Source organism: Geosporobacter ferrireducens, assembly GCF_001750685.1.
Lineage (GTDB): Bacteria > Bacillota > Clostridia > Peptostreptococcales > Thermotaleaceae > Geosporobacter > Geosporobacter ferrireducens.
The window spans coordinates 2,515,622-2,540,263 of record NZ_CP017269.1 but is presented as its reverse complement, the minus strand read 5'-3'; the positions used below and the strand labels follow the sequence as shown (position 1 = coordinate 2,540,263).

Below are 24,642 nucleotides of genomic sequence, written 5' to 3'. Positions count from 1 at the left end.
GATGGATAGAAAGAGATATTTGCATAAATCCCATATATTGCCCTTTATTGTGATGGCATCTCTGGGACCGAAGGTGTTAACCCTGCCCAGGGATGTCAGCTGCTATGCCGGAAATGACAGCTGGCTTTCTGTAATCCTTGGAGGGACGGCAGTATTGATTTTAACCTGGATGATTTATTGGATCATGATGAATTATCCTGAATTAAATTTATCTCAAATATTTGAAGCGAGCTTCGGAAGATTTTTCGGAAAGCTTACGATGGTATTGTTCGGTCTGTTCAATGTTTTTGCATTAGGAATGAGTTTGAGGATTTTTGCAGACAACATATCACTATACCTGCTGGATAAAACGCCTGATACGGTGATTAAGGGACTGCTGGTGCTGCTGTGTATTTATGCACTGCTAAAAGGGATAGGAACCATCACCACCACGTTGAATATTCTTTTTCCGGCTACCCTTATCTTTCTTTTTATACTGCTCCTACTGCCCTGGAATAAGGCAGAGAGCGGCAATTTACTGCCTGTGCTCCATGAGGGAATATTGCCTGTGGTGAAGGGCAGCCACCATGTGATCAATGCATTATCTACGTTTTTTTTTATCGGATACATTACACCCTATATCCGGGACTTGAAAGGAGGCGGCCTATGGGGGGCAGCTGCCATTGGCCTATTAATCTTTATCTATTTGTGGATCGTGCTCATGTGCATTTTAGTATTTGGTGCTGCTGAAACAACAAGATTACTTTATCCTACGATTACCCTGTCCAAATCCATACAGCTTAGAGCCCAGCTTTTTGAACGGGCAGAAAGTCTGATGATGACGGTGTGGATCGTAAACACCTTTGCAGTTACACTAATTGCCAGCTTCGTCGCCGTCGAAAACATGAAAGCCCTTTTTGGAACAGAAAAAAAGCGGATGATGATTTATGTTCAAATGACAGCCGTTTATTTGTTAGCCCATATACCCCGGAATATAGCTGTACAGCAGAGGATTTTTAGATATGTAGATATAGCTACCCTAGGGGTTGTGATGCTGATTCCTGCCATTGCAGGCATTACCTTGCTAAAGAAAAGGAAAAAATCGAAAAGTTCACCGGAATAACTTTCTCCTTTGATTTAAGTCACATCGTTGATTCTATTTTTGTCATAAAATGAGTTTAAAGACGGAGCGCTGGGCAATTACAGCGGGGGATACAAGCCTAGCAGAAAAAAGTATACCAATAGGACGGCAAAAAGAAAACATAGAAGCATAGCACAATGGAAAACCTAAATAAAGTGGGTGAATAAAAATGGAGTTTATTATTTCAGAGGCGGCAAAAGGGCAATTAATAAAACAGTTTAGCCGTAAAACGGTAAGGATTTTTCCCAAAATGAAGACCTGAGCGGGGATTACTTATAAACTGGTTCTGGATGAGCCAAAAGACACAGATAGGGTTTACTTGGTGGATGAAATAAAGTTTATAATTGATCAGCAGGAAGAAAAAGATTTATCTCATCTTGAAATTGATTATGAGAAAGACTGGTGGGGAGAAGACTTTGTTGTAACCGCAGGATTTTAAGGAGGTATGAAAAATGAAAATCGAAAAAATTGTCGAAAGAATTGTGTACTCGGACAGTACCTTTACGAAGAGAGTACTGTTCAGTGAAGAAAAGGTTTTAAATTTTGTACTCAATATGCGTTCAGGACAGGAAATTCCGCCCCACCAGCATGAGGACAGCGATCTGATCCTGCATGTGATGGCTGGTGGAGCAGAACTGACAGTGGACGGAAAGATACAGGATATTGTTGCTGGGGACGTTATTTACTGTGAAGGGCATGAAACTTTTAGTTTAAAAAACAATACCGGGGTAGATATGTCCTGCTTTGTGGTACTCGCACCCAGGCCTGGTTTGAAAATCTATGCCGATGAAATTGGCAATCAATGATTATGTGGGTTACACAATGTACAACGCCTGTAATTCCAAAGGAAACTAGAAATGGGCCGCATGCCGTGCAGCCCATTTTACTCATTAAAAATATCTTGTAGGGGCGAACAGTGTTCGCCCGATTTAGCATTTACGGACGAACACTGTTCGTCTCTACGAAAAATGTAATATACTGCAAACTTAGGCGGTTATCTATACCAGCGGTTTTATATTCGACGACTGCTATCGCAGTCTGAGCACCCTCCTTAGTACGGCAGGGGATTTCATCCCCTACAACCCCTATTTATATAAAAAAGCGTTGAGATTAACCAACGCTTTTTTCCAATTCATCAATTAATGTAATATACTTATCTTGCAGCCGATTTTTGTGGGCTTCACTTTCTACTGCTTTGCATCTTTCTTCCACTTCAGCCATGGATTCTGCACTTAATTTATTTTGAGCAAAAGTATAAATAGCAGTATCCTCCTTGTCGATATGCCGATAGAGCAGGTCTGTATAGGCGATGGCATTGGCAATGATATCAATTCTTGCATCAGCATCGCCAGCCTTTGCCTTTTGTAAGGCCGTTTCTAGATTGCTGATAAAAAGTCTGCCCAAATCGTGTTCTGCAAACATACCCATTATTGGACCATGGGCAATGACCTCACCCAGTTCTTCTGACATTCTTTTAAACAAAATATCTTCTTCCTTGCTGTGATGATGCTTATCCGCATAATTACGAACAAAGTCGATAATCTTATAAAATGCTTCATAATTTACCGGAGTACCATTTAAAATTTGTATACAAGCTCTTCTTGTAATTCCAAGTACTCTTTTTATATGCTTATGTTCTTCAATCATTAAAGCGATGGCGTCCATAAAAATCCCTCCTTATATCTTTATTATTCACTTTTTTGTTCAAAATCAAACAGACTATGACAAATATCACAAATTTGTTACCAGATCTGAAAGCTTTTGTCAGGGATAACAACCATTAAATGATAGCATGCTAATAATGAATTCCAAAAAAAAGGAGGGAATTTTTTATGGATATTCGTGAAGGATTAATTCCAACAGTGCTAGGAACAGCAGTTACGGCTACGGGTGCAATGATGAAAAGAAGAGATGTGGCGCCAATGATCGCGGCAGGGATTGTAGGCTTTGGGCTGGCACATGTAGTTTTAGGAGCCATCGACTTGGTACAACACATGGATGAAAGAGAGTAATCACGAAAAAGTGAGGCAGGTCCTCACTTTTTCTTTATAAGAAAATTTAGCAGCAGACAAATTTTGAGCCTCAAATTACATTTTGTAGGGGTAGACGCCCCGGTCCACCCAAGTATTATACTAGGTTAAAACGGTCGGACAGGGGCCGTCCGACCCTACAAAAAACAGTGGACGTGTAGAGGCGAACATTGTTCGCCCGCATCATTTAATGGATAAAAAGGGATATTATCTGATGAAAACATTTTCCCTAACATTAATTCACTAAAAAATATATATAATTAAGTTATATTCTTTTAAATTGTATAAAAATTCAGTTAAAATAACTTGTAAAATATTTTAGCAAGAGGTACAATAAAATTAGAAAATTATGGTAGGAAGGTGACCTATGGACCAGTTCGACAAAAAAATCATAGAAGCACTGCAGAAAAATGGAAAAATAAGCATGGCAGAATTAGGTAGAAGTATTGGATTATCTACCTCTGCTACCAGTGAACGGGTAAAAAAGATGGAGCAGGAGGGTATTATCAAAGGATATACTGTATTAATCGATGGAGGAAAAGTGGGCATGGACATCACTGCATTCATTAGCGTTCCCGTAGGAAATATGGCCATTGAAGCGATGGCAAAAATGATCAGTGAGATTCCGCAGGTCCAAGAATGTCATAAGGTTACTGGCAATACCTGTTTTATGGTGAAGGTAAAGGCTAGAAATACAAAAGAACTAGAACAGCTTATTGATCAAATCAATCATGTAGCACCCAATACTTATACCTATCTGGCTCTATCCACCGCAAAGGAAACCACCTGGATCAATATTGAATGACTAAAGGAGGATGAACATGTTTAGTAACCTGGAAGAATTAAAAGAATTTTGCAGGAAGCAGGAAATCCGACTCATTGATTTTAAGGTAGTAGATTTGGCAGGAAGATGGCACCATTTGACCATTCCTATGGAAAGATTTACAGAGAAAACCATGAAAAATGGTATTGGATTTGACGGTTCCAGTTATGGCTTTTTATCCGTAGAAAAATCTGACATGGTTTTTAAGCCCGACATTCGTACTGCATTTGTAGATCCTTTCTCTGAAATACCGACGCTGACGATGATTGGAGACATTTATACTCTTGGAGAGAAACGTGCGCGCTTTGAAGGAGACCCCCGATATATTGCAGAAAAAACAGAACGGTATATGAAGGAATCTGGGATTGCCGACTACAGTTTATTAGGTCCTGAATTTGAATTTTACATCTTGGATCATATTTCCTTTAAAACCACACCTCAACATGTAGAAGTATTGATGGATGCGCAGCAAGCGGAGTGGAATACAGATAAAAAAGATAAACAGAATTTAGGATATAAGGTACTCAATCATAAAGGCTATCATGCAGATCTGCCCTATGATAGCAGCTTCCATTTGAGAAACAAAATGGTTTTGGCTTTGGAAAAACATGGGGTGCCTGTAAAATATCATCACTCTGAAAATGGGGGACCGGGGCAGGTAGAAATAGAAGTGAGTTTTGGGCCATTAAGAGAAATGGCAGATAGAACCATGATGCTGAAGTATATTGTAAAAAATACAGCTATTGCCAACGGGAAAACGATTACCTTCATGCCGAAGCCATTTTATGGAGAAGCTGGCAGCGGCATGCATGTGCATATGCAGCTATTTAAGAATAAAGAACCAATCTTTTACGATGAAAAAGGGTACTCAGGCCTTAGCAATATAGCGCTTTATGCCATTGGCGGCATTCTAAAGCATGCTGCTGCCTTAATGGCCATTACAAACCCCAGCACCAATTCCTATAAACGTCTAGTGCCAGGCTATGAGGCACCGGTAAGCATTTGCTATGCTACTGCAAACAGAAGCTCTGTGATCCGGATTCCAGGCTATGCCATCCAACCGGAGGAAAAGCGCTTTGAATTTAGACCCTCAGATGCTACCTGCAACCCGTACTTGGCTTATTCCGCACTTTTAATGGCTGCATTTGACGGTATTAAAAACAAAATTGATCCTGTTGATGAAGGATTTGGCCCCTATGATGTAAATGTCTATGCACTGTCCGAAGCGGAGAAGGCAAAAATAAAAGGATTGCCTAAATCCTTAGAGGAAGCAGCAGATGCATTGGAACAAGATCATCAATTCTTATTAGAGGGCGGCGTATTCTCTAAGGGTATGATTTACGACCAATTACGCCGTATCCGTGCCGATGCTGTGCAGGTAAGTATTATACCTCATCCGCTAGAGTACAAAATGTATTATGACCTATAGAAATACCCCCTTCATGTAATATGAAGGGGGTTTAATACATTAATTCAAACCTAATTCCTTGCGCTTCTTCTCAATATGATCCACATAAATCCGGATCGTTTTTTCTGCATCCATTTCTACTACAACTTTACCAAGTCCCAGGGTTTCCGTAGTCTCTGTCAGGGTTTTTACTACCACATCACTGCCGGTAATCGATGGTACGGGAGCTACATGCACCAGCCAGCCTAAAGCCACTGCAGTGCAGGCATCTGCTACTGCCTTTTGCTCCAGGTATTCCGGTGCACCAATGACCAAGGGCAGCTTATTGGTATCCACATCTAAGGCATCTGCCAGCTCTTTGGCTGTATGGGTCATCTTGCCGATATCTACACAGGCACCATAGGTCAGTACCGGTGGGATGCCCAGCTTCTTGCACACTGCCTTTAAGCCCTCACCGCATTCCTCTGCCGCCTTTGGATTGGTAAGGCCTGTATACTCCATGACACTGGAGGTACAGCCTCCGGACAGCACCAGGATATTGTTTTCGATCAAGCCCTTGGTGATCCTGAAGATGTTGCTGCCTCCCTGTCCATATCTTGCTGTAGTACATCCTACAATGGTTGCAATGCCACGAATATTTCCATTGGCAATTTGCTCGATCAATGGTTTAAAGCTTCCGCCCAAGGCTTTCTTCACAGATTCCGTACTAAAGCCTACCATACAGTCGGATACATGGGGCGGAATATAAGTTTTTCTGTTCTCGGATTTACGCTGCTTGAAGGCTTCTATAGCCATATCCAAAGCCTTTACTGCCTGCTCATTCATTTTTTCCGGAACAAAATCCAAGGTATCCGTTCCCTGCAGCTTAATGACCGGATGGGTGCTTAAGAGCTTTGTACCAAACCGTTTTGCAAAGAGGGGCATAGTGGGTACCGTACAGTTGTAGTCAAACATGAACAAATCTACTACACCGGTAGCCAGCAGGTATTCCTGGGAGAGCCACTCACCTTCCTGACCGCCATAGCCCTTCCGGTTGTGCATCCCTTCATAATTAATCAACTGCTGTCCTTCACAAACATGTCCTAAAATCTGAATACCGTCGGCACCCGCAGCTTTTGCCTTTTGCTGCCATTCATCGGTGGATGCCAGATCAATGGCTACATGGGCAAGCAGGGGCATGTGTCCGTTGGTAATCACATTGATCATATTTTCCTTCAGCAGACCCATGTTTTGCTGCTTCATGGCGATTTCTTGGGTACCCATCAGGATTTCTTGAATGATATCCAGCAGGAACAGACCTTGATACTCATTGGCAACCCCAAGACGTACACTGTTTAATAAAAATTCCACAGGATCAGAAGTGAAATTGGTCATGCAGCGGGTCTGTGCATAGGCCACCTCACTATACCCGCCTCCTGGGAATAAGCCAAGCTGTCTCCAAAGCTCCTTTCTTTTCGTAGGGGCAAAGGCTTCAACGGTTTTAGATTCTATATGATAAGGTGCATGAATATCATTCATTACCCAGTCTGCAAAATCTACAGCCAACGCATTGATTGGCTTATTGGCATTCAGACCTGCCATATCTGCATACTTTTTCAGCTTTTCAGGGTCTCTGATTTTCAAACCGCTTTCAGGATGCTCTCCGGCAGCCTTCAGCGTTCTGGCTGCCTGATGGCAGTGGAAAATATTTGCCGAAGTACCGATGGTAACATGCCGATAAACAAAGTTTCTGGAGACCATCGTATGGGCATCAACCCCACAGACCCCTCTGGGAGCCTTGGAACTGATTCTGCAAGGGCCATTGGCGCAGAGCTGGCAGGATAAACCTTCAATACAGAACTTACACTGGGTAGGCTGCTGCTGGCTGAAACGGTCAAATACATTGGTCATCCCTGCATCGTGAACTACCTGATACATCTCCCGCATGGCCGGGTCGATAATCACATTCAAAGGATAGCCTTCCTTAGACTGATCATCCTTTTGGATATGTTCCCGCTGCCACCTATGTACTTCCTCCATATCCGGCATTTTGTCAATCTTATCATAATCTACAGAAACGCTATTATGGATATCTTCATGTAAACTTGGATCATTATAATCTTTAGCCGTAAGATCCGCAGCAAAAGTTTTATTGTCTCCCCGCATCCTTTCAGCACTTCGTTCATATGACTTTTCAACATCTTTATCTGACATATATACGCCTCCTATCTTTGTACTTGTATTTGCATTCACCGAATATTTTTTACAATAATAGGGATTTCTATGTATGGATTGAAAATTCATACAGTGGAGAAAATGGGCATAGAAAGAAAAAAAGTTTAAAAATGAAAAAAAAGGATATCTATTGAACATAGATGTGGAAAAAAGGGAGGCAGGCCTATGAAATTTTCAAAATTAATAGAGGATTTTAGAACGGTTCGGGACTACAAGAAACAATCGGTAGAACACGAAAAAATAGAAGAATTGATCCATGTAGGGAAAGAGATAAAGGGAATCGCCAAAGGAAGAAATATATCTGTTCTTTTTTTAGACCGGGGACAGGAGATTTATAAGCAGCTTTCAGGCAATGCAGGATATTACGGAAAAATGATAGAAGCACCCCACTATCTGGTGATTACATCCAAGCAATTTCAGAGTTATCTGGAGAACAGTGGTTATGTTATGGAGCTGCTGAGATTGAAGGCTTGGGAACTGGGCTTGGGAACCTGTTGGCTAAGCGTCGAAAACCAAGAGATTATTAAGGAAGTGCTTGGTATTGAAAGTGAAGATGTGGTCACGGCCTTTGCTGCAGTAGGGTATCAGTATAAGGGCATTTTTAAAAAGGATACTTCTCCTAAAAGCAGCCGCTTAGGGGTAGAAGAGTTGATTTATTCTAGGCATTGGGGAAAACCCTGCACCATAGAGGAATTAGAAAACAGAGCCCTTGTTAATGTATTCTATTATGCGCGATATGCACCTTCTTGGGGAAACCAGCAACCATGGAGATTTGTTTTAGATAAAGATCAAGTAACGCTCACAGTGCTGCAAGAGGATGAAGAAAGCATGGGATTAGATGCAGGAATTGTGATGCTGTACTTTGAAAAGGCAGCCCACGAAGAGGGCATCAACGGGACATGGGACATCGAGGCAGACGAAAGCTTGAAAGCTGTTTATGGAATACCGAAGGAATACAAAGTTGTGGGGACCTTTAAACTTTAAATCTATATTATTTTAAAAAAATACAGTAGGGGCAGGACTTGTGTCTGCCCGTTTTATTTTTCGAATAGTCCTACATCTTCCCTACAGTATTTTTCCATGTAGGGAAGGTGTAGGGCTGCTCCGGTTTTTTCCCACAAAAGGAAAAAACTGCCCTAAAGGCAGTTAGGTTCGGATTAATATCCAAATCCGCCGAAGTTGAAGAAAAAGATGATCAATAGTAGGAAGAAGAACAATAGTGAGGAGTCATCACCTAATCCACCGCTGAAAAAGTCACCGCCGAAGAATACGACGAGCAACAGAAAAAAGAATAATAATGAAGAATCATCAGCAAAACCGCCAAATAATCCCTTTTTAGATTCACTCATACATGTACCCTCCATTTTTAAAATTATAAAAATTAACAATATACTACATCATACGGAAATACAAAAAAAGTGTGACTATTTTCAAAGAATTTCTTGAAAAAATAGTATTATTTCCTATGGATGTGAAAAGTTATAAGCTTTTGATAAAAATACAAACCATAAAAAAGAGTAAAATCACAGAAACTAAAAATGTGAGGTAAAACACAAAAGAGAATAGAAAGGAGAATGGCTTTGTTGAAAAAGATTAAGCTGATTTCCATGATTTTGGCTTTTGTGATTTTTGGTTCACTGGCAATTATCGGGTGTAGGCCTGCCCAACGTCCGATGGATGAAAGAAGTCGAACGGATATCAATCAGCAGCGGGCTGGAGATCTAGGTGCAGGAGACGGAAATTTAGATCCTGATGAGGTAACTCCGGATGAAAGACTGATTCCTCCCGATGAAAGGGTAGGAGAAAACCGTGAAAGCGATATCAATTATGATAATATGCCCATGGATATGGCAGGTGTCAATATAGAAACAACCATTGAAGCGATGGAAGGAATTCGCAATGCAGTAGTGATTTTGGTAGAAGACAGGGCATATGTGGGGATAGAAACAAAAGAAGATATTGAGATTACAAATATGAAAGCATTGCAGTCAGAAATAGCTGCTAAAATTAGAGAGACTGCTCCGGATATTACCCGTGTCTATATGACATCTGATCAAGATCGAGTAAAGCGATTAAGAATCTATGCCGATAAATTTAATTATCAAAGAGCACCGGAAGAAGTGCATAGAGAATTAGAAGTACTCTTTTAAAAATGTTTAGATTAAAAAGTTAGAGGCCTTTCGACTTGGTTCGAAAAGCCTCTAACTTTTATTTACACTTTATTAGACATTGCATCGCTTTTAGCTTTGCAGCTTCTGCTTCATGAAGGTGAGCTCTGTGCTTGTGCATGTTTTCCATGTAACAAAGTGTGCTTTCGTCTTCTACCACCGGCATCATGTCAGGTGTAGGCGGCTGAACCGAGTGTATGCAATCCATATGCGGCATCATACCTGCAGCAGGCAGTACCCCAGGCATCGGTGTAACTCCTGGAGGCATACAGCCTGGCATAGGATATTTTTTATCCATGATGGGCAGCATGCCCGGATGGATGTTATCCATAATCGGCATCATACCTGGCATAGGATGGATGTTATCCATAATCGGCATCATACCTGGCATAGGATGGATGTTATCCATAATCGGCATCACACCCGGCATTGTCGGATACATATTATCCATAGCAGGCATCATACCCGGCATTGTTGGATATATATTATCCATAGCAGGCATCATACCCGGCATTGTTGGATATATATTATCCATAGCAGGCATCATACCCGGCATTGTTGGATATATATTATCCATAGCAGGCATCATACCTGGCATTGTCGGATATATGTTATCCATGGCAGGCATCATACCTGGTGTTGGCATTTGTGGATGCATTGGATTGGGTTGGTCGACCCGAATATCCCTGTCTCTCATGGCTTCATTTTTTTCGTCCACTATAGTTCCCCCTTTATTCATTTTAAGAGTATCTTCTCTCAATTATAGGGTATGCAGATAGTGCTTATTATGGCACAAGAAAAATTCCCTTTTAATGGTACCTAAATTTTTTTTAGAGGGCGTAATCCTATAAAAAAATAAGGAGGTAAAATCATGAAAAAAATGATAAGTTTTCTATTGGTGTTAACATTGCTTCTTTCAGTGGCCATGATACCTGGTTATGCATATAGCGGTAAAGATTTCACACCACCTGGGTTGGCAAAAAAAGGCGGAATTCCTCCAGGAATTTCTAAATTTATCGACCTGAAAGAAGTAGAGTGGGCACGAAATGCGATTGAAAAGATGGCTGACAAAGGAATCCTCAAGGGGATTGCAGAAGACAAATTTGCACCGAATAAACCTGTAACCAAGGCAGAAGCATTAGCTATGATTCTTCGTGCCTTAGGCTATGAAGAAGAGGTTCAAAAGGAATTAACTGCAATCAAGGAAGGGAAGAAAAAGAGTAAGCTTAAAGATGCAGCACAGGAATGGGCACTCGGGTATATTGCTGTTGCTAAGGACGGAAAGATACTTGCCGACGAGGAGGAGCTTACTTGGAAAAATCTAAATAAGCCAGCTCAGAGACAAGAAGTAGCAAAGTATATTGTTCGGGCTTTAGAAGAGTTATATGGAGAAATAGGCGAATATAAAGGAGCATTGCCTTTTAAAGATGCAAATGCAATCAAAACAGCATATCGCGAATATGTTGGTAAAGCTTATGCTGCAGATATGATGAAAGGCGACAATAATAATAACTTTCAGCCGAATAAAGCTGTAACACGGGCAGAAATGGCTGTATTGGTTGAGAAACTCGATGATTATGATGGAAAACCCGTTGATGGTTCAAAGAAAATTATCGAAGGAAAATTGATACGCATCATAGATAATAGTGAGTTGGTTATAAGGGTTAATGGTGTAGATCGGGAATATGATATCAGCAAGAATGTCAAAGTATACATTGACAACCGGTTGAAGGATTTAGAGGATTTAGAAAGAAACAAAACGATTGAGATTACCGTGAAAGACGGCAAGGTTATTGAAATCAGATGGAATAGTGATACTGTGATTGTGGGTGATGTCTATGAAGGAAGGATTACAGCAATAAACAGCACCGATAAAAAAATTAGCGTAGAAAATGGAAATATAGAAAGGTTATTTACAATTACAAATGATACACAAATAAAAATCAATGGAGAAACCACTACATTTTCAAAACTGGTTGTAGGCATGGATGTAAAGATAACCGTAAAAGATGAAAAGGTTCGACTGGTGGAAGGCACAAATTCTGCTATAACCTATAAAGGTGCAATTACAGATATCAACTGGAATACAAAAGAAGTTACGTTAAGGATCGGTAATGTTGCCAGAACCTATAGAGCCAATGAGAACACAGTAGTTCGTATTGATGGAAGTTCTCGAAGCTTTGACCGGTTGGATACCGGAATGGAAGCGGATATAAAGGTGGCAGGAAATATCCTTCAGGAAATATCGGCCCGAAATGTAAGAGAAAATTTGAGTGGAACACTGACAGCAATTAATCGCTCGATTAAAGAAATCACCATAAAATCAGGAAATACAGAGAGATCTCTGAAGGTCAATTCTGACGCAGTGATTAAGTTGGATGATCAAGTGGTTACCTTAAATGATTTAATGCCTAAAATGGAAGTCGAGGTTGTGGTGAATAATGACAAGGTAGATCGAATAGATGCCTATGCAGTGGAAAGCCAGTATCGTGGAGAATTAGTAGAGAAGTATATGGGAAATCCATATCGATTGGTATTAAAGAGTAATGGACAGAATAAAACCTATAATGTGGATAGAAATGTTACCATTATAGAAGAGGATGACGACGATGATATTAAATTTAAAGATTTAGTCTTAGGCAGTCAAATAAAGATTACGGTGGTAAACGAAACCGTTGTAAAAATTGTTGTTGAAGATTAAATCCTAGGAAGTCCGATAGGAACTGTAGTTGATTATAAAAGTTTAATATTGGGAAGCAATATTCATGTCTGTGCAGAGAGGCATGAATATTGCTTTTTTTATTATGTTTAGATGTGTGATTGAGAAAGCTTGCAAGTTAGGGTTGCATTCAAACAGGAGATTCGATATGATAGGCATATATCTAGACATTAGGAAATACTTTTAAGAGAAACTAATTATTTATTTCATGAGAGCGGTCTATTTTGGAGATAAAATGAACACATAAAGGGGTGTGGTATATGGGAAAACAGGTTACTTTTAGGGTTGATGGAATGGTATGCGGGAGTTGTGAAAAGCGAGTGGAAGGGGCCCTGATGTCTGTAAAGGGAGTAAAAGAAGCTCGAGCTAATTTTCAAAGATCCAGCGTACAAGTTTTTTTCGATGCTGAAAAGATTGATGATCTACAGTTAAAATCAGCCATAAGGAGAGCTGGATACGAGGTCTTAGAAGGTCAGGAGCATTCTTTAAAGAGTGTGATTCCCTGGGCTATACTATTAGTAGGGGCATATACGATTATCAATAATTCTATTGGTTTTAACTTTATACCGCCAATCACAGACAATATGAGTTATGGTTTGCTGCTAATCGTAGGAATACTAACCTCCTTTCACTGTATTGCCATGTGTGGGGGGATTGCATTGTCCCAAAGCATTGGCGTGGAGAATCAGAGCAAAGTAATGCCCTCTTTTTTATACAATGCAGGAAGGGTAATCTCCTATACGACTATCGGGGGAATTGTGGGAGGATTAGGCGCTGTGATTTCTCCTTCAGGGCAGTTTAAAGGGATTGTAGCTGTGGGAGCAGGTATCTTTATGGTTCTTTTTGGACTAAAGATGCTCAATCTTTTTCTGCTTCCTAGTTGGTTTCGTCTGCCAATACCGCATATTTCCATTGGAAGTACAAAAACTACAGGTCCTTTGCGTCCATTGATCATTGGATTATTAAACGGCTTTATGCCTTGCGGGCCCTTACAAACCATGCAGCTGTATGCATTGGGAACAGGCAGTGTGCTGCAGGGGGCTCTCTCCATGTTCTTTTTTAGCTTAGGAACAACCCCTTTATTATTTGCTTTTGGCGCAATTACTTCTATGATTAGTGGTGGGCTGGGAAAGAAAATGATAAAAGCAGGAGCTGTATTCGTCATGGTTTTAGGATTGATTATGGTCAATCGGGGCCTTGCTCTTTCAGGTGTTTCCACAGGACCAGGATTGGTGAATACCGTAGTTGAACAAGAAAATGAAATTCGAATGGAGGATGGAAAACAGATTATTGATTTGACCATTACTTCTAGAAATTACATTCCGAGTACTCCGGTGGTGCAGGCAGGTATACCCTTAAGAATACATTTGGATGTGCAGGGAATCAATGGCTGCAACAATCCTATTGCCATTCCTCAGTATGGAATTGAAAAAGACCTGACTTCCGGAGAAGCGTTCATTGAGTTTACGCCGGATAAGGAAGGTCCCATCACGATAACCTGTTGGATGGGCATGATCACTACAAAACTGACAGCAGTAAATTACCTGGAAGAAGCATCCATGCCACCTGAAGTACCGGCTGCAAGCGGGGGATTCTTTGGCGGCGGAGGCTGCTGCGGCGGTCAATAAGAGAAAAAGAGTAGGACACCCGAATTTTCGGAGGCCTACTCTTTTTCTCTTTCCGGTTCCTCTTTTTTTTCCATTTTACGAATCTTCCTCCGCTGTGCACCGACCTGTACATGTTTTTGCAGCTTATCCGGATATTCATAAGGCTCGTAAGCCATAGGAACGCCGCAGCCTTTTGAAATGAGCTCACTCAGAGAGACCAAATCTCCTTTGTTGACATCCTTTAAGTCTTTTTTCCCCAGGGCACGGATTCCTCTATCCAGTTCTTCTTTACAGGACTTTAGATAGTTTGCCAAGGAAGCAGCACCGGCTTCGAGGTCAAATTCGTCTGTATATTTCGCACCATGCCAAACCAGTTGGGTAACCGGTTCATAGGGAATCGTTTTTAGTGCCTGGGTGTGAGAGACGGTAAAAAGTGCTGCGTTGCCTATATAACAAGCGTCTGCCCCTAATGCACAGGCTTTGAGCATATCTCCCGGCGCCCGGATTTTTCCGGAAGCAATCAATGTAATCTGATCTTTAAGATGATGCTTATAGAGCCACTCCGCTGAACGGGAAATGGCAAAGGGAGCGGGTATGCCGAAGTCATCCTGCAAAATAGGGACAGAACCCTTGGTACCTGCTTCACAGCTGTCTACACAAATAAAATCAACACCACTGCTGCATAATATGTCCAGGTCTGCTTCTAAATACTTTCCGGCACCAATTTTAGCACCGATAGGTACACCTCCTGTGATATCCTTAAGTTTTTTTACCAGCTTCTCCAGGTCTTTTGCATGCTGTACTTCAGGCTGGCGGGAATGAGCTACCAGATCATAGCCTGCAGGATAGCGGAAATATTTCAGCATTTCTGCATCAATTTTTTCAGCTTTAGTTCGGCTGCCGATTCCGCCGATGGCGCCTTGTCCGAACTGAATCTCTATGGCATCACTGCTGCACAGCATTTCTTCATCTTTAGCCCAATCCCCACGATTATATTGTAGAATACAGTACTTTGCAGCATCCCGTTCCTCGGGCAGGATAGGACCTTCTCCGGAGGTAGCGGCGGTACCGACCTGTGCAGCAGCCTTGGCAAAAGCAATTTTCACATCTCTTGAGAGTGCTGTACCATAAGCCATGGGAGCGATTAGGATAGGAATATCAATGGTAAAGGACTTTTTAGACTTCTTTCCGATAACCACACGGGTATCCACATAATCCTCAAATTCTATGGGCATAGTATGCAGCTGTGCGATACCGAACATCAAATCATTAAGACTGGGGAATTTTCTCGCAGAACCCAAAGGGCGGTCAATGGCGATCCCCGATGCTGCGCGAAGTTCATTCTCCAGGGTTTCTGTAAACCCGGTTTTATAAGAAGCGGTAAAGATTTCCCAGACATTTTCTTCATAATCGTCGGTCATCAATATCTCTGTATAGGTTGCAATCATACGCTTAAGCATACGGCGAAAGAGATACCGGATAGGATGAAATACTGGAGAAAGAGCTCTTTGTTTTGATTTCTGAGACATAATGAAACCCTCCTTCGCAGGGCATTTATGATATTATTTTGCTTGAAAGCGTGAGAAATATGTGAGAAACAAAGAATTTAAAAAGAAAAGATTGTATATGAATATTTGAAATTTAATCGATCGAAATAGCTGCAAATCATTCCGCTTAATAGAAACTTCGCATAGAGTTGGCAGCAATATGCCAAAATATATGTAATATAGACAGTCAGGGAGGCAGCTTTGATGAAAGAATTAGAAATTTTATCCTTTGTCCCGGGAAGGATAAGAATCAAATACCAGGCAATTTATCAATCTTACCCCAGGGCCATCCAGCTGGAGCAGCATCTCTACAACATTGAGGGTATCCAAGGGGTAAGGATTACCAGTGTACGGGACAGTATCTTGATCCTTTATAATGAGGATCAGCTGGATCAAAGGAAGATTTGTAAGCTAATTACAGGACAAAATTTAAGTATTCCAAATGGAAAAAAGGAATTGCAGCGAAAATATCCACGTAAGCTGGATGTTGAAGAAACCTCCATTGCCTATCAAAAAAAACAGGTAATTGCAGGGGGCCTGGTGCTAACGTATACATTTGTAAAAACAATTATTTTAGGGATTCCTATTATTTCATTAGGTCCACTAAATATTGCTTCAGTAACAACCGTAATTACTGGATATGCACTTTTCAAAAATGGAATAAGGGGATTGCTGGTACATAAAAAATTTAACAACGATCTGCTAATCACTGCTGCCACAGTCCTTTCTTTGGCAATGAATGAATACATGACAGGATTGGTTGTAATTGGGCTGATTAATTTAAGCGAGTTATTTGAAGCGATGACAGTAGACCGATCCAGAAAAGCCATACGAAGCATGCTGGATAACAATCAGGAAAAGGCTTGGCTTTTGGTAGACGGAATAGAAGTATCTGTAAGTACAGAGCAGTTGAAGGTAGGAGATACTGTAGTCATTCACAGTGGGGAAAAAATTCCTGTAGATGGTATCGTGCTAAGTGGGGAAGCCGTAGTGAACCAGGGGCCGATTACAGGAGAATCGGTGCCTATTATCAAAGAAAAGGGAGAAACGGCTTTTGCTGGAACCATTGTGGAACAGGGAAAAATATTTGTGCAGGCAAGTAAAGTAGGGGATGATACCTCTATCTCCCGCATTATTCATATGATAGAGGAAGCTAGTACCACGAGAGCACCTATACAGAACATTGCAGATATCTATGCAGATAAATTGGTACCCTACTCTTTCCTGCTATCAGGACTAGTATATTTGTTCACAGCAGATTTTGTCAGAGCTGTGACGATTCTCATTGTAGCCTGTCCCTGCGCTGCCGGGCTGGCAACACCTACAGCTTTGGCGGCGGCCTTAGGGAATGCAGCAAAGAAAGGAATATTGATCAAGGGAGGCAGATATTTAGAAGAAATAGGACAGGTGGATACGGTGCTGTTCGATAAAACAGGTACCCTTACAAAAGGAAAACCCTATGTAACTTCTATTTATATGCTTGGCCAGGAGGTTAATCAGGAGGAAACCATGTATCTTGCGGCATGCTGTGAACAGGGTAATCGGCACCCCCTTGCAACGGCTGTGGTCAGTAAAGCACTAGAGATGGGCATCAAGCCGGAAACACCTGAAGCGGTAGAGGTAGTGGTAGGGCGAGGGGTGATCGCAGCTATAAGAGATGATCAAATTGTTCTTGGAAGTAAGCGCATGATGAAAGAGCAGGATATTGATACATCGATCGGGATGGAAGTTGAAGAAAAAATGAAGGCAGCAGGAGAAACGACGATCTATATGGCAAGAAACGGAGCATTAGCTGCCCTCATTGGCATCAAGGATGTGGTAAAGGAAGAAAGTGCAGGAGCAGTGGACGGATTGAAGCAAAGAAGGATCGAAAACATAGCCATGATTACAGGCGATCACCAGGCTACAGCCGAGGCAATTGCAGTGCCTTTGGGTATTGAAAATATCTATAGCGATGTTCTCCCGGAAGGAAAGGCAGCAATTGTTCGACAAGAGAAAGAGAAAGGAAGAAAGGTACTCATGGTGGGAGATGGAGTAAATGATTCTCCGGCTTTAGCCATCGCTGACGTTGGCGTTGCCATGGGAACAGGAGGAACAGATATTGCTATCGAAACCGCCGATATTGTCTTAGCAGGAGATGATCCACAAAAAATTGTGAAGGCTGTCGACATTAGCAGAGAAACAATCGGTGTAATAAAACAAAGTTATGGTATTGCAATAGGGATTAATGGGCTAGGCGTTCTCCTTGGAGCCGGAAGACTGATTTCACCCTTTATGGCTGCTATCTTGCATAATCTCAGTACAGTGGGTGTAGTGCTGAATTCCAGTAGATTATTAAAATATGATCCGATGAAAAAAAGTCATAAAATGTAAAAGGTTGCGTAATTATTGCCTAATAATATAATGATTAGGCAATAATTATGTATAAAGCTTACGTCGAATAATGCAAATAGGAATTACTTGCATTTAGAAAAAATGTATGATATATTTTAGCTAGGTAAACGAACAGCACTTCGTTTCCGCCCATTTCGGCAGCAGCAATTGAGCTGCTGTATTTTTTAGAGAATCCATTACATAGAAAGGGGTTTTTTAGGTGAAGAGAAAAGGGAAAATTTTGATTGCAATGATCTTGGTAGTGACAATGGTGTTGGCCGGCGGATGCACAAAAGAAGATACGCCGCCTGTACAAGTTGAAGCCGCAGAGGAAAAATTATTAGTATATGCCAGTTTTTATCCAATGTATGATTTTGCCACAAAGGTTGGCGGGGATAAGGTAGATGTTAAAATGATGGTGCCGCCGGGGGTAGAGGCCCATGACTGGGAACCTACGGCAAGGCTGATGGGCGAATTGGAAAAAGCGGATGTGTTCGTTTATAATGGGTTAGAAATGGAGCCTTGGGCCGAAAAACTTCTGGGTTCTGTCCAGAATGACAAATTGATAGCGGTAGAGGCTTCAGCAGGCATTAAACTGCTTAAGTCTGAGGAAGAGGAGGACCATGAGGAGGAATTGGAATGGAGCGGTGTGTACACCTTGGAAAAGGGAACCTATTCTTTTGTTTTTAAAGAAAGCGAAGACCCATCCATGAATATTGTATTCCTTGATTTTGAAAAGATGGGGAAAGATCGTGACAAAGCAGAGCATGAAGCAGAACATGTGTTAGAAGAGCATGGTAAAACAGTACAGGCAGAAGGAACTTTTTCTATAACACATAAAGCAGCCTATGAACTGCAGCTGAATAAAGCGGGTACAAATTTCACAGTAAAAGTGGAAACTCCGGGCACCTACATTACTTTCATGGAACACTTACCGGAGGAATTTGATCTTCAATTATTGGACGAGACAGGGAATGTCATAGAACCGGCCGATGCAGAAGAACACGGAGATGGCCACCATCACCATGGAGAATACGATCCCCATGTATGGTTAAGCCCAATGAATGCAATGAAGCAGGCAGAGAATATCAAAAATGCTTTTATTCAGGCCGATGAAGCCAATCAGGATTATTATGAAGCAAATTACCGGGAGTTTGCAGAAAAATTAACTGCATTGGATGACAAGTTTAAGCAGGAATTGAGCAATGTAAATAGAAAAGAAATAATAGTCGCCCATGCAGCCTTTGGATACCTGGCAGACCGCTATGGTTTAAAGCAGGTTGCTATCCGGGGAATATCCCCTCAAGAGGAGCCTAGTGCTGCAAAAATGGCGGAAATCAGTAAGTTTGCACAAACCAATGACGTTAAATTTATTTTCTTTGAAACCTTAACCAATCCAAAGCTGGCTGAAGTATTGGCGAGGGAGGTAGGTGCCCAAACCATGGTACTAAATCCGCTGGAGGGGCTTGCTGAGGATGAGCTAAAGGCTGGAAAGGATTATATTTCAGCCATGGAGGATAATTTGGCAGCGTTGAAAAAAGCGTTGGGAGAATAGATCATGAAAAAAGTGATTCAATTAAAGGATGTATCCTTTGGATATGATGGAAACACTGTATTGGAAAAGATTAATTTAGAAATATTCGAAGGAGATTATTTAGGCATTGTGGGGCCAAACGGCTCAGCAAAGAGTACGCTTATAAAGTTGATATTGAATATTTTAAAGCCCCAAGAGGGAAGCATCAGGCTGTTTGATCAGGAACAGCATCGTTTTAAAGATTGGGGCCAGTTGGGATATGTTCCTCAAAAGGCTACATCCTTTAACAGCAGTTTTCCTGCTACTGTAGAAGAAGTGGTAGGAGCTAATCTTTATCCGCTAATTGGTCTTTTTAAGCCGATTAGGAAGGTTCATCGGGAAAAAGTCTACCAGGCGCTTGAGGTAGTTGGCATGGATCAATTTGGGAAACGGCTCATTGGCAATCTGTCTGGGGGACAGCAACAGAAGGTTTTTATTGCCAGAACCCTTGTCAGCTCTCCGAAGATTATTTTACTGGATGAGCCTACGGTGGGAATTGACCTAAAATCTCAAGGGGAGTTTTATCAGCTGTTGGAGAAGCTGAACAAAGAAATGAATATTACGATCGTAATGGTATCTCATGATATAGGTGTGATTACTGAGAAAGTAAACCGTGTAGCGTGTATGGGTGACAAGCGTCTTGTCACCCATCACAGCTGCTGTAATATTCCTTTTAATGAAGTGCTTGCCCAGTTCTATGGAGATAAAATGAAGCTGATGGTTCATAAACATAATCATTGATATAAAAGGAGCAGTCATATGCTGGAAATTTTACAATACAGCTTTATGCAGAGGGCATTACTGGCAGGGATGATTATCGGAATCCTATGTCCCTTAATCGGTATTTTCATAGTCCTTCGGCGGATGTCGCTTATAGGGGATAGTTTGTCTCATGTGGCTTTGGCTGGAATTGCTGCAGGGATTCTAACGGGGATTTACCCCTTAGGAATGGCTTTAGGAGCCTCTGTACTTGCAGCCCTGGCGATGGAGAAATTAAGAAAAACCTATGAACAATATGCGGAGTTGGCGATTGCCATCATTTTGTCAGCGGGAATTGGGATTGCAGTGGTATTGATCAGTATGGCCAAATCTTTCAATGTAGATTTATTCGGATATCTTTTCGGCAGTATTACCACTGTGTTGCCCGAAGATTTAAAGATTATTTCGGCACTAGGTCTCTTTATTATTATTTCTGTGGCGCTGCTGTACAAAGAATTGTTCTACATCGCCTTTGATGAGGAAGCTGCTGTGTTGGCAGGGATTCCTGTCCGGTGGATTAATATTTTTTTTATTGTGGTGATTGCAGCTACCATTACGCTTTCTATGCGTATTGTAGGGGTGCTGTTGGTTTCATCTCTCATGGTGATACCCGTTGCTACCAGTCTCCAGATTGCCCGCAGCTTCAAACAAGCGATGATTTTTTCGCTGATATTTGCTGAGCTGGCAGTGATTTTAGGAATTATTATTTCCTTCTATTTTGAACTGGCATCGGGGGGAACCATTGTTTTGGTTGCAATTGTTATCCTGCTGGCAGTACTTCTGGGAAAGAACCTCAGACAGCGTATACAGGCCAAAAAAAATATATTGGATAATAAAAATGCGGCTTCTGCTTAAGGGAAGCTGCTTTTTCACAAGTGTAGGGGCAGGACTTGTGTCTGTACGTTTTCCGGAACGACACAGAGGTCGATCCCTACATTCCTGTTTTAGATTTACGTAGGGAACGGTGTTTCACCGTTCCGTTGAATATTAAACTTCTCAGTCACACAGCTATAAGAAAAACTAATAAATAATTTCTATTTTCAGACTTTTGTCTGTATAATAAAAATAACGTTATTTTTATTATACAGATTCAAAATCTAATTATGTGAGGTGAGATATGCTGCAAAACAGTATCTTAGAAGGTTTTTCAACCATATTTTTAAGCATCATTTTGGAGGCCATTCCTTTCGTGATGATTGGTGCTTTCGTTTCTTCACTCATTCAAATTTTTGTATCAGAAGAAACCATTTCAAGGATTATCCCTAAAAATAGATGGCTTGGACTCATTGCGGCATCTTTAATGGGCTTTATATTTCCCGTATGTGAATGTGCCATCGTACCCATTATGAGAAGACTGATGAAAAAAGGGGTACCGTTGCATATTGCGGTAACTTTTATGGCGGCTGTTCCCATTTTCAATCCTGTGGTATTGGCATCTACCTATTATGCTTTTTCAGGTCAAATCCATATGGTATTTCTTCGCGGATGGCTGGGTTTAACCAGTGCAATTCTAATCGGTCACATTATTGGTATCTGGCAGGGAAAAAACAATCCGATGAAGGAAACCCCTTCTCTTGTACATGCCGGCTGCGGATGTGGGCATCACGACCACGATCATCATGTGCACAGCCATGATTGTGGCTGTCATAGTGAAGCGGAAGAGGGGGTATTCGATTTAATGGATGATAGCTGCTGTGGCCATCACCATAGTTATCATGGGAAGCAAAGAACCGGAGTTTTTTCGAAAATCTCCGAGATTATTGAACATACCAGCCTGGAGCTGTATGATGTAGGCAAATTTTTGATTATGGGTGCTTTTATTTCTGCGATGATGCAGACTTTTGTAGCTAGAAGTTATTTACTATCTATTGGGCAAGGACAGTTGACTTCTATTGCGGTGATGCTGGTGCTGGCTTTTGTATTATCTTTATGTTCAGAAGCAGATGCATTTATTGCCAGAACCTTCCTGGGACAGTTCACTACAGGATCGATCGTAGGCTTTATGATCTTTGGTCCCATGAGTGATATTAAAAACACCATGATGCTGATGGGCACCTTTAAGAAGGGTTTTGTTATTCGATTGACGGCTTTAATGTTTGCCGTGTGCCTTATGATGGCGCTTTTGGTGAATTTTGTGGGATTGTAGGAGGGAAGATCTATGAAACGGTTGAATGTAAATGAGTGGATATGGTTTGCAATTTTATTAGGGTTTTCCTACTATATTTATGATCTGATTGCTACAGAAAAAATTTCAATATTTATTCATCCGAAGATGATGAAATATGTTTATTTTTCCCTGTTTATATTTGTGCTGCTTTCAATCTTTCAGATTAGACAGCTCTTTCAAAAAAGTAATCGAACACCAGTCAAACTTGGATATATTTTGTTTGTAATCCCATTAATTCTGGGTTTTGGCGTAAATCCACAAGGAATCAGTGCGGATGTGGCAGCGAAGAAAGGTGTTACCATTAATCAGGGGAAAGGTTCCATCTCTATTCAGAAAGACCAGCCAGAGATTTCAGACTTTATCCAAGATGGTATGGTAGCCTTTGACGATGGAAACTTTGCTTATATTTTAGAAGACATGATGAGAGACTACTATAAATACAAGGGAAATAAAGTAGTAATCACAGGTTTTGTATTTCGAGAAGATGATTTTGATGAGAAGGAATTCGTAGTGGGAAGAATGATGATGACTTGCTGTGCGGCAGACGCACAGGTTGTTGGATTATTGAGCCGCTGGGAGAATACGGCAACCCTCAGCAACGATCAGTGGGTAAGGGTTGTAGGTACCTTGGATGTTACAAATTTCTACGACAAGTATTTGGGACAGGAGCATGAGCTCACCGTAATTCAGGTAGAACAGGTAGAGCTTATAGAAAAGCCTTCAATACAATATATCTATCCTTAAGTTGATTTAGACACAGTTAAAAAAATGCGGTCTATTTTGGAACGGCACAGAGACCGTTCTCTGAATCTGCTGCCCTTGTATTTTGTTGCTTATAGGGTCAGACGATGCTGCGATGCGTATATAAGCGGACGACCACAGGTCGTCCCTACGAAAATCTCCATTATAGGATCTGTAGGGGCGTCCTGTGGTCGTCTGTTTCATCTTCTAAAAAAATTCATTGATAAAGTTATTCTGTTTTAGAAAGATTTGAGAGAGAAGAGACTGCTTCTCTTGTTTTATTTGAACAAGGTCTAAGCTTATGGCCTGCTGAATATCAACAGCTCCCCAGAAAAGCTGGGAGAAAGTATTAATGGTACACCGCAGATCTGTTTCATTACCGGAGTAAGAAGAAACCTGTGCAACGCCTTTGTCTATACAGATAATAAACTTTCTATGATTCCACGGAGCTGATAAATCTTCAATTTCCATTGAAAATTCACCTGTAACCGCCCCATCAAAGCGGCTGTTTTCTAAAGCCAGTTTCACATCAACCACGCGGCCTGCCATAAAGGGAAGGATTTTGATCGTGTTCGCTGCCTTTGGTGTTAAGGTGTCCCGCAGATACAGGCAGGTATTGTCTCCCATGGGAGCAGTCCAGCTGATTTGATCTACCTGGGCTTTATGACGATAGAGGAAATCAAAAATAGCCTTCTGAGCCCAAGCCGTGGTATAGGCCATTTCCTTGGCAAAAATTCTTTGATCTTTAAGATAGTAAAGGATGTAGCCTGCCGGTTGACTTTGTGAATCTTTCAGCAGTACGGCATAACCTCCATCGCAATACAAATCTTCCAACAGATTTTGCCAATCCCTATGAGTTCTGGAAATATACCCCTGATATTGAGTTAAAAATTTTCGGTATACGGCATCCATAGAAGGGAGATCTGAAGCAGAGGAGATTTTAGAGAAAAAACCACCGGATTTTGATAATCTTTTTAAGCTTTCAGCCGGAACTTCATAACGAAGCTGCGTATAACAGAGCTCCCAACCATAAGGTTGATAATAACCGGTATCAAAGGGCATTAATATAGATAATCCATGATTTCGCCGCTGTATTTCTCGTAAGGCTTCTTCCAACAGAGGTTTCATTAGTCCCCGGTTTCGAAATTCCGGTGCAGTAATAACCCCTACCACATAAGAACAGGGAAAGCGATTATTTTTCAATACTACATCATAAGGATTGAGCTGCAGGCAGGATACAAGATGGTCTTCCAGAAAAACACCCAATGCATTTTCCGGTTGAAATATTGTATCAAAGTACCAACTGTAGAAGGGTTCATTTTTTTCAAAGGCATATCCCCACAGCACCTTGGCAGCGGGGATATGTTTTTTATCCAGTAATTTTATATGCATA

At 41.2% G+C, this 24,642-nt stretch carries 21 protein-coding genes; 15 read left to right on the top strand and 6 right to left on the bottom strand.

The annotated features are described in order from the left end of the window. Position 1: 1 nt before the first annotated feature. Positions 2 to 1,102 (top strand): GerAB/ArcD/ProY family transporter, encoded by a 1,101-nt coding sequence (locus Gferi_RS11865; protein WP_069976746.1) that lies wholly within the window; start codon positions 2 to 4, stop codon positions 1,100 to 1,102. Positions 1,103 to 1,572: 470 nt separating this feature from the next. Further along, positions 1,573 to 1,926 (top strand): cupin domain-containing protein, encoded by a 354-nt coding sequence (locus Gferi_RS11860; protein ID WP_069976744.1) that lies wholly within the window; start codon positions 1,573 to 1,575, stop codon positions 1,924 to 1,926. A 304-nt stretch (positions 1,927 to 2,230) separates the two neighbouring features. Here Gferi_RS11860 and Gferi_RS11855 read toward each other — a convergent pair whose 3' ends face one another. After that, positions 2,231 to 2,785, bottom strand: a complete 555-nt coding sequence (locus Gferi_RS11855; protein WP_069976742.1) for a hemerythrin domain-containing protein — start codon at positions 2,783 to 2,785, stop codon at positions 2,231 to 2,233. A gap of 167 nt (positions 2,786 to 2,952) precedes the next feature. Between Gferi_RS11855 and Gferi_RS11850 the strand changes: the two genes are divergently transcribed. From Gferi_RS11850 to glnA, 3 genes are all read left to right on the top strand, one after another. Beyond that, the gene (locus tag Gferi_RS11850; protein WP_069976739.1) at positions 2,953 to 3,132 is read left to right on the top strand and encodes an asparagine synthase; all 180 of its coding nucleotides are present in this window, start codon (positions 2,953 to 2,955) and stop codon (positions 3,130 to 3,132) included. 385 nt (positions 3,133 to 3,517) lie between these two features. Next, positions 3,518 to 3,955 carry an Lrp/AsnC family transcriptional regulator gene (locus Gferi_RS11845; protein ID WP_069976737.1) on the top strand — a complete coding sequence of 146 codons (438 nt, stop codon included), beginning with the start codon at positions 3,518 to 3,520 and terminating at the stop codon, positions 3,953 to 3,955. A 16-nt stretch (positions 3,956 to 3,971) separates the two neighbouring features. Further along, positions 3,972 to 5,402: a type I glutamate--ammonia ligase gene (gene glnA / locus Gferi_RS11840; RefSeq protein ID WP_069976735.1), complete on the top strand. Its 1,431-nt coding sequence runs from the start codon at positions 3,972 to 3,974 to the stop codon at positions 5,400 to 5,402. Positions 5,403 to 5,441: 39 nt separating this feature from the next. On the opposite strand, the gene cooS is transcribed toward glnA, so the two are convergent. Further along, positions 5,442 to 7,574: an anaerobic carbon-monoxide dehydrogenase catalytic subunit gene (gene cooS, locus Gferi_RS11835; protein ID WP_069974581.1), complete on the bottom strand. Its 2,133-nt coding sequence runs from the start codon at positions 7,572 to 7,574 to the stop codon at positions 5,442 to 5,444. A 186-nt stretch (positions 7,575 to 7,760) separates the two neighbouring features. Here cooS and Gferi_RS11830 point away from each other — a divergent pair, with 186 nt between their 5' ends. Next, the gene (locus Gferi_RS11830) at positions 7,761 to 8,579 is read left to right on the top strand and encodes a nitroreductase family protein (protein ID WP_069976733.1); all 819 of its coding nucleotides are present in this window, start codon (positions 7,761 to 7,763) and stop codon (positions 8,577 to 8,579) included. Between the two features lie 173 nt (positions 8,580 to 8,752). Here the strand turns inward: Gferi_RS11830 and Gferi_RS11825 are convergent, their stop codons facing one another. Beyond that, entirely contained in the window at positions 8,753 to 8,944 is a 192-nt protein-coding gene (locus Gferi_RS11825; RefSeq protein ID WP_069976731.1) for a hypothetical protein, read from the bottom strand. Between the two features lie 231 nt (positions 8,945 to 9,175). Between Gferi_RS11825 and Gferi_RS11820 the strand changes: the two genes are divergently transcribed. Next, a complete protein-coding gene (locus Gferi_RS11820; RefSeq protein WP_069976729.1) occupies positions 9,176 to 9,745 on the top strand; it encodes a YhcN/YlaJ family sporulation lipoprotein in 570 nt (189 codons plus the stop codon). A 58-nt stretch (positions 9,746 to 9,803) separates the two neighbouring features. Here Gferi_RS11820 and Gferi_RS29095 read toward each other — a convergent pair whose 3' ends face one another. Continuing rightward, the gene (locus tag Gferi_RS29095; protein WP_069976727.1) at positions 9,804 to 10,481 is read right to left on the bottom strand and encodes a hypothetical protein; all 678 of its coding nucleotides are present in this window, start codon (positions 10,479 to 10,481) and stop codon (positions 9,804 to 9,806) included. Between the two features lie 153 nt (positions 10,482 to 10,634). Here Gferi_RS29095 and Gferi_RS11810 point away from each other — a divergent pair, with 153 nt between their 5' ends. Then, the gene (locus Gferi_RS11810; RefSeq protein WP_069976725.1) at positions 10,635 to 12,464 is read left to right on the top strand and encodes an S-layer homology domain-containing protein; all 1,830 of its coding nucleotides are present in this window, start codon (positions 10,635 to 10,637) and stop codon (positions 12,462 to 12,464) included. 278 nt (positions 12,465 to 12,742) lie between these two features. Next, entirely contained in the window at positions 12,743 to 14,110 is a 1,368-nt protein-coding gene (locus tag Gferi_RS11805; protein ID WP_069976723.1) for an urease accessory protein UreH domain-containing protein, read from the top strand. Between the two features lie 35 nt (positions 14,111 to 14,145). Here the strand turns inward: Gferi_RS11805 and Gferi_RS11800 are convergent, their stop codons facing one another. Continuing rightward, entirely contained in the window at positions 14,146 to 15,618 is a 1,473-nt protein-coding gene (locus Gferi_RS11800) for an FMN-binding glutamate synthase family protein (protein WP_069976721.1), read from the bottom strand. Between the two features lie 222 nt (positions 15,619 to 15,840). On the opposite strand from Gferi_RS11800, the gene Gferi_RS11795 reads away from it, so the two are divergent. The 6 genes from Gferi_RS11795 (at position 15,841) to Gferi_RS11770 (ending at position 23,252) form a co-directional block, all read left to right on the top strand. Further along, the gene (locus Gferi_RS11795; RefSeq protein WP_069976719.1) at positions 15,841 to 18,009 is read left to right on the top strand and encodes a heavy metal translocating P-type ATPase; all 2,169 of its coding nucleotides are present in this window, start codon (positions 15,841 to 15,843) and stop codon (positions 18,007 to 18,009) included. A gap of 220 nt (positions 18,010 to 18,229) precedes the next feature. Beyond that, positions 18,230 to 19,564, top strand: a complete 1,335-nt coding sequence (locus Gferi_RS11790) for a metal ABC transporter solute-binding protein, Zn/Mn family (protein ID WP_069976717.1) — start codon at positions 18,230 to 18,232, stop codon at positions 19,562 to 19,564. 3 nt (positions 19,565 to 19,567) lie between these two features. Beyond that, positions 19,568 to 20,323 (top strand): metal ABC transporter ATP-binding protein, encoded by a 756-nt coding sequence (locus tag Gferi_RS11785; RefSeq protein WP_069976715.1) that lies wholly within the window; start codon positions 19,568 to 19,570, stop codon positions 20,321 to 20,323. 18 nt (positions 20,324 to 20,341) lie between these two features. Beyond that, entirely contained in the window at positions 20,342 to 21,196 is an 855-nt protein-coding gene (locus Gferi_RS11780) for a metal ABC transporter permease (RefSeq protein ID WP_069976713.1), read from the top strand. A gap of 262 nt (positions 21,197 to 21,458) precedes the next feature. Next, positions 21,459 to 22,487 (top strand): permease, encoded by a 1,029-nt coding sequence (locus Gferi_RS11775; protein ID WP_156782383.1) that lies wholly within the window; start codon positions 21,459 to 21,461, stop codon positions 22,485 to 22,487. A gap of 12 nt (positions 22,488 to 22,499) precedes the next feature. Next, positions 22,500 to 23,252: a TIGR03943 family putative permease subunit gene (locus Gferi_RS11770; RefSeq protein WP_069976711.1), complete on the top strand. Its 753-nt coding sequence runs from the start codon at positions 22,500 to 22,502 to the stop codon at positions 23,250 to 23,252. Positions 23,253 to 23,456: 204 nt separating this feature from the next. Here the strand turns inward: Gferi_RS11770 and Gferi_RS11765 are convergent, their stop codons facing one another. After that, a complete protein-coding gene (locus Gferi_RS11765; RefSeq protein WP_069976709.1) occupies positions 23,457 to 24,641 on the bottom strand; it encodes a GNAT family N-acetyltransferase in 1,185 nt (394 codons plus the stop codon). Between the last annotated feature and the right edge of the window lies 1 nt (position 24,642).

Excerpts from the sequence above, each read along its gene's own strand:
- Gferi_RS11770 (WP_069976711.1), top strand. The coding sequence starts at position 22,500 with ATGAAACGGTTGAATGTAAATGAGTGGATATGGTTTGCAATTTTATTA.
- Gferi_RS11865 (WP_069976746.1), top strand. The coding sequence starts at position 2 with ATGGATAGAAAGAGATATTTGCATAAATCCCATATATTGCCCTTTATT.
- cooS (WP_069974581.1), bottom strand. The coding sequence starts at position 7,574 with ATGTCAGATAAAGATGTTGAAAAGTCATATGAACGAAGTGCTGAAAGG.
- Gferi_RS11830 (WP_069976733.1), top strand. The coding sequence starts at position 7,761 with ATGAAATTTTCAAAATTAATAGAGGATTTTAGAACGGTTCGGGACTAC.
- Gferi_RS11805 (WP_069976723.1), top strand. The coding sequence starts at position 12,743 with ATGGGAAAACAGGTTACTTTTAGGGTTGATGGAATGGTATGCGGGAGT.
- Gferi_RS11825 (WP_069976731.1), bottom strand. The coding sequence starts at position 8,944 with ATGAGTGAATCTAAAAAGGGATTATTTGGCGGTTTTGCTGATGATTCT.
- Gferi_RS11800 (WP_069976721.1), bottom strand. The coding sequence starts at position 15,618 with ATGTCTCAGAAATCAAAACAAAGAGCTCTTTCTCCAGTATTTCATCCT.
- Gferi_RS11810 (WP_069976725.1), top strand. The coding sequence starts at position 10,635 with ATGAAAAAAATGATAAGTTTTCTATTGGTGTTAACATTGCTTCTTTCA.
- Gferi_RS11775 (WP_156782383.1), top strand. The coding sequence starts at position 21,459 with ATGCTGCAAAACAGTATCTTAGAAGGTTTTTCAACCATATTTTTAAGC.
- Gferi_RS11860 (WP_069976744.1), top strand. The coding sequence starts at position 1,573 with ATGAAAATCGAAAAAATTGTCGAAAGAATTGTGTACTCGGACAGTACC.
- Gferi_RS11850 (WP_069976739.1), top strand. The coding sequence starts at position 2,953 with ATGGATATTCGTGAAGGATTAATTCCAACAGTGCTAGGAACAGCAGTT.
- glnA (WP_069976735.1), top strand. The coding sequence starts at position 3,972 with ATGTTTAGTAACCTGGAAGAATTAAAAGAATTTTGCAGGAAGCAGGAA.
- Gferi_RS11780 (WP_069976713.1), top strand. The coding sequence starts at position 20,342 with ATGCTGGAAATTTTACAATACAGCTTTATGCAGAGGGCATTACTGGCA.
- Gferi_RS11845 (WP_069976737.1), top strand. The coding sequence starts at position 3,518 with ATGGACCAGTTCGACAAAAAAATCATAGAAGCACTGCAGAAAAATGGA.
- Gferi_RS11795 (WP_069976719.1), top strand. The coding sequence starts at position 15,841 with ATGAAAGAATTAGAAATTTTATCCTTTGTCCCGGGAAGGATAAGAATC.
- Gferi_RS11855 (WP_069976742.1), bottom strand. The coding sequence starts at position 2,785 with ATGGACGCCATCGCTTTAATGATTGAAGAACATAAGCATATAAAAAGA.
- Gferi_RS11765 (WP_069976709.1), bottom strand. The coding sequence starts at position 24,641 with ATGCATATAAAATTACTGGATAAAAAACATATCCCCGCTGCCAAGGTG.
- Gferi_RS11785 (WP_069976715.1), top strand. The coding sequence starts at position 19,568 with ATGAAAAAAGTGATTCAATTAAAGGATGTATCCTTTGGATATGATGGA.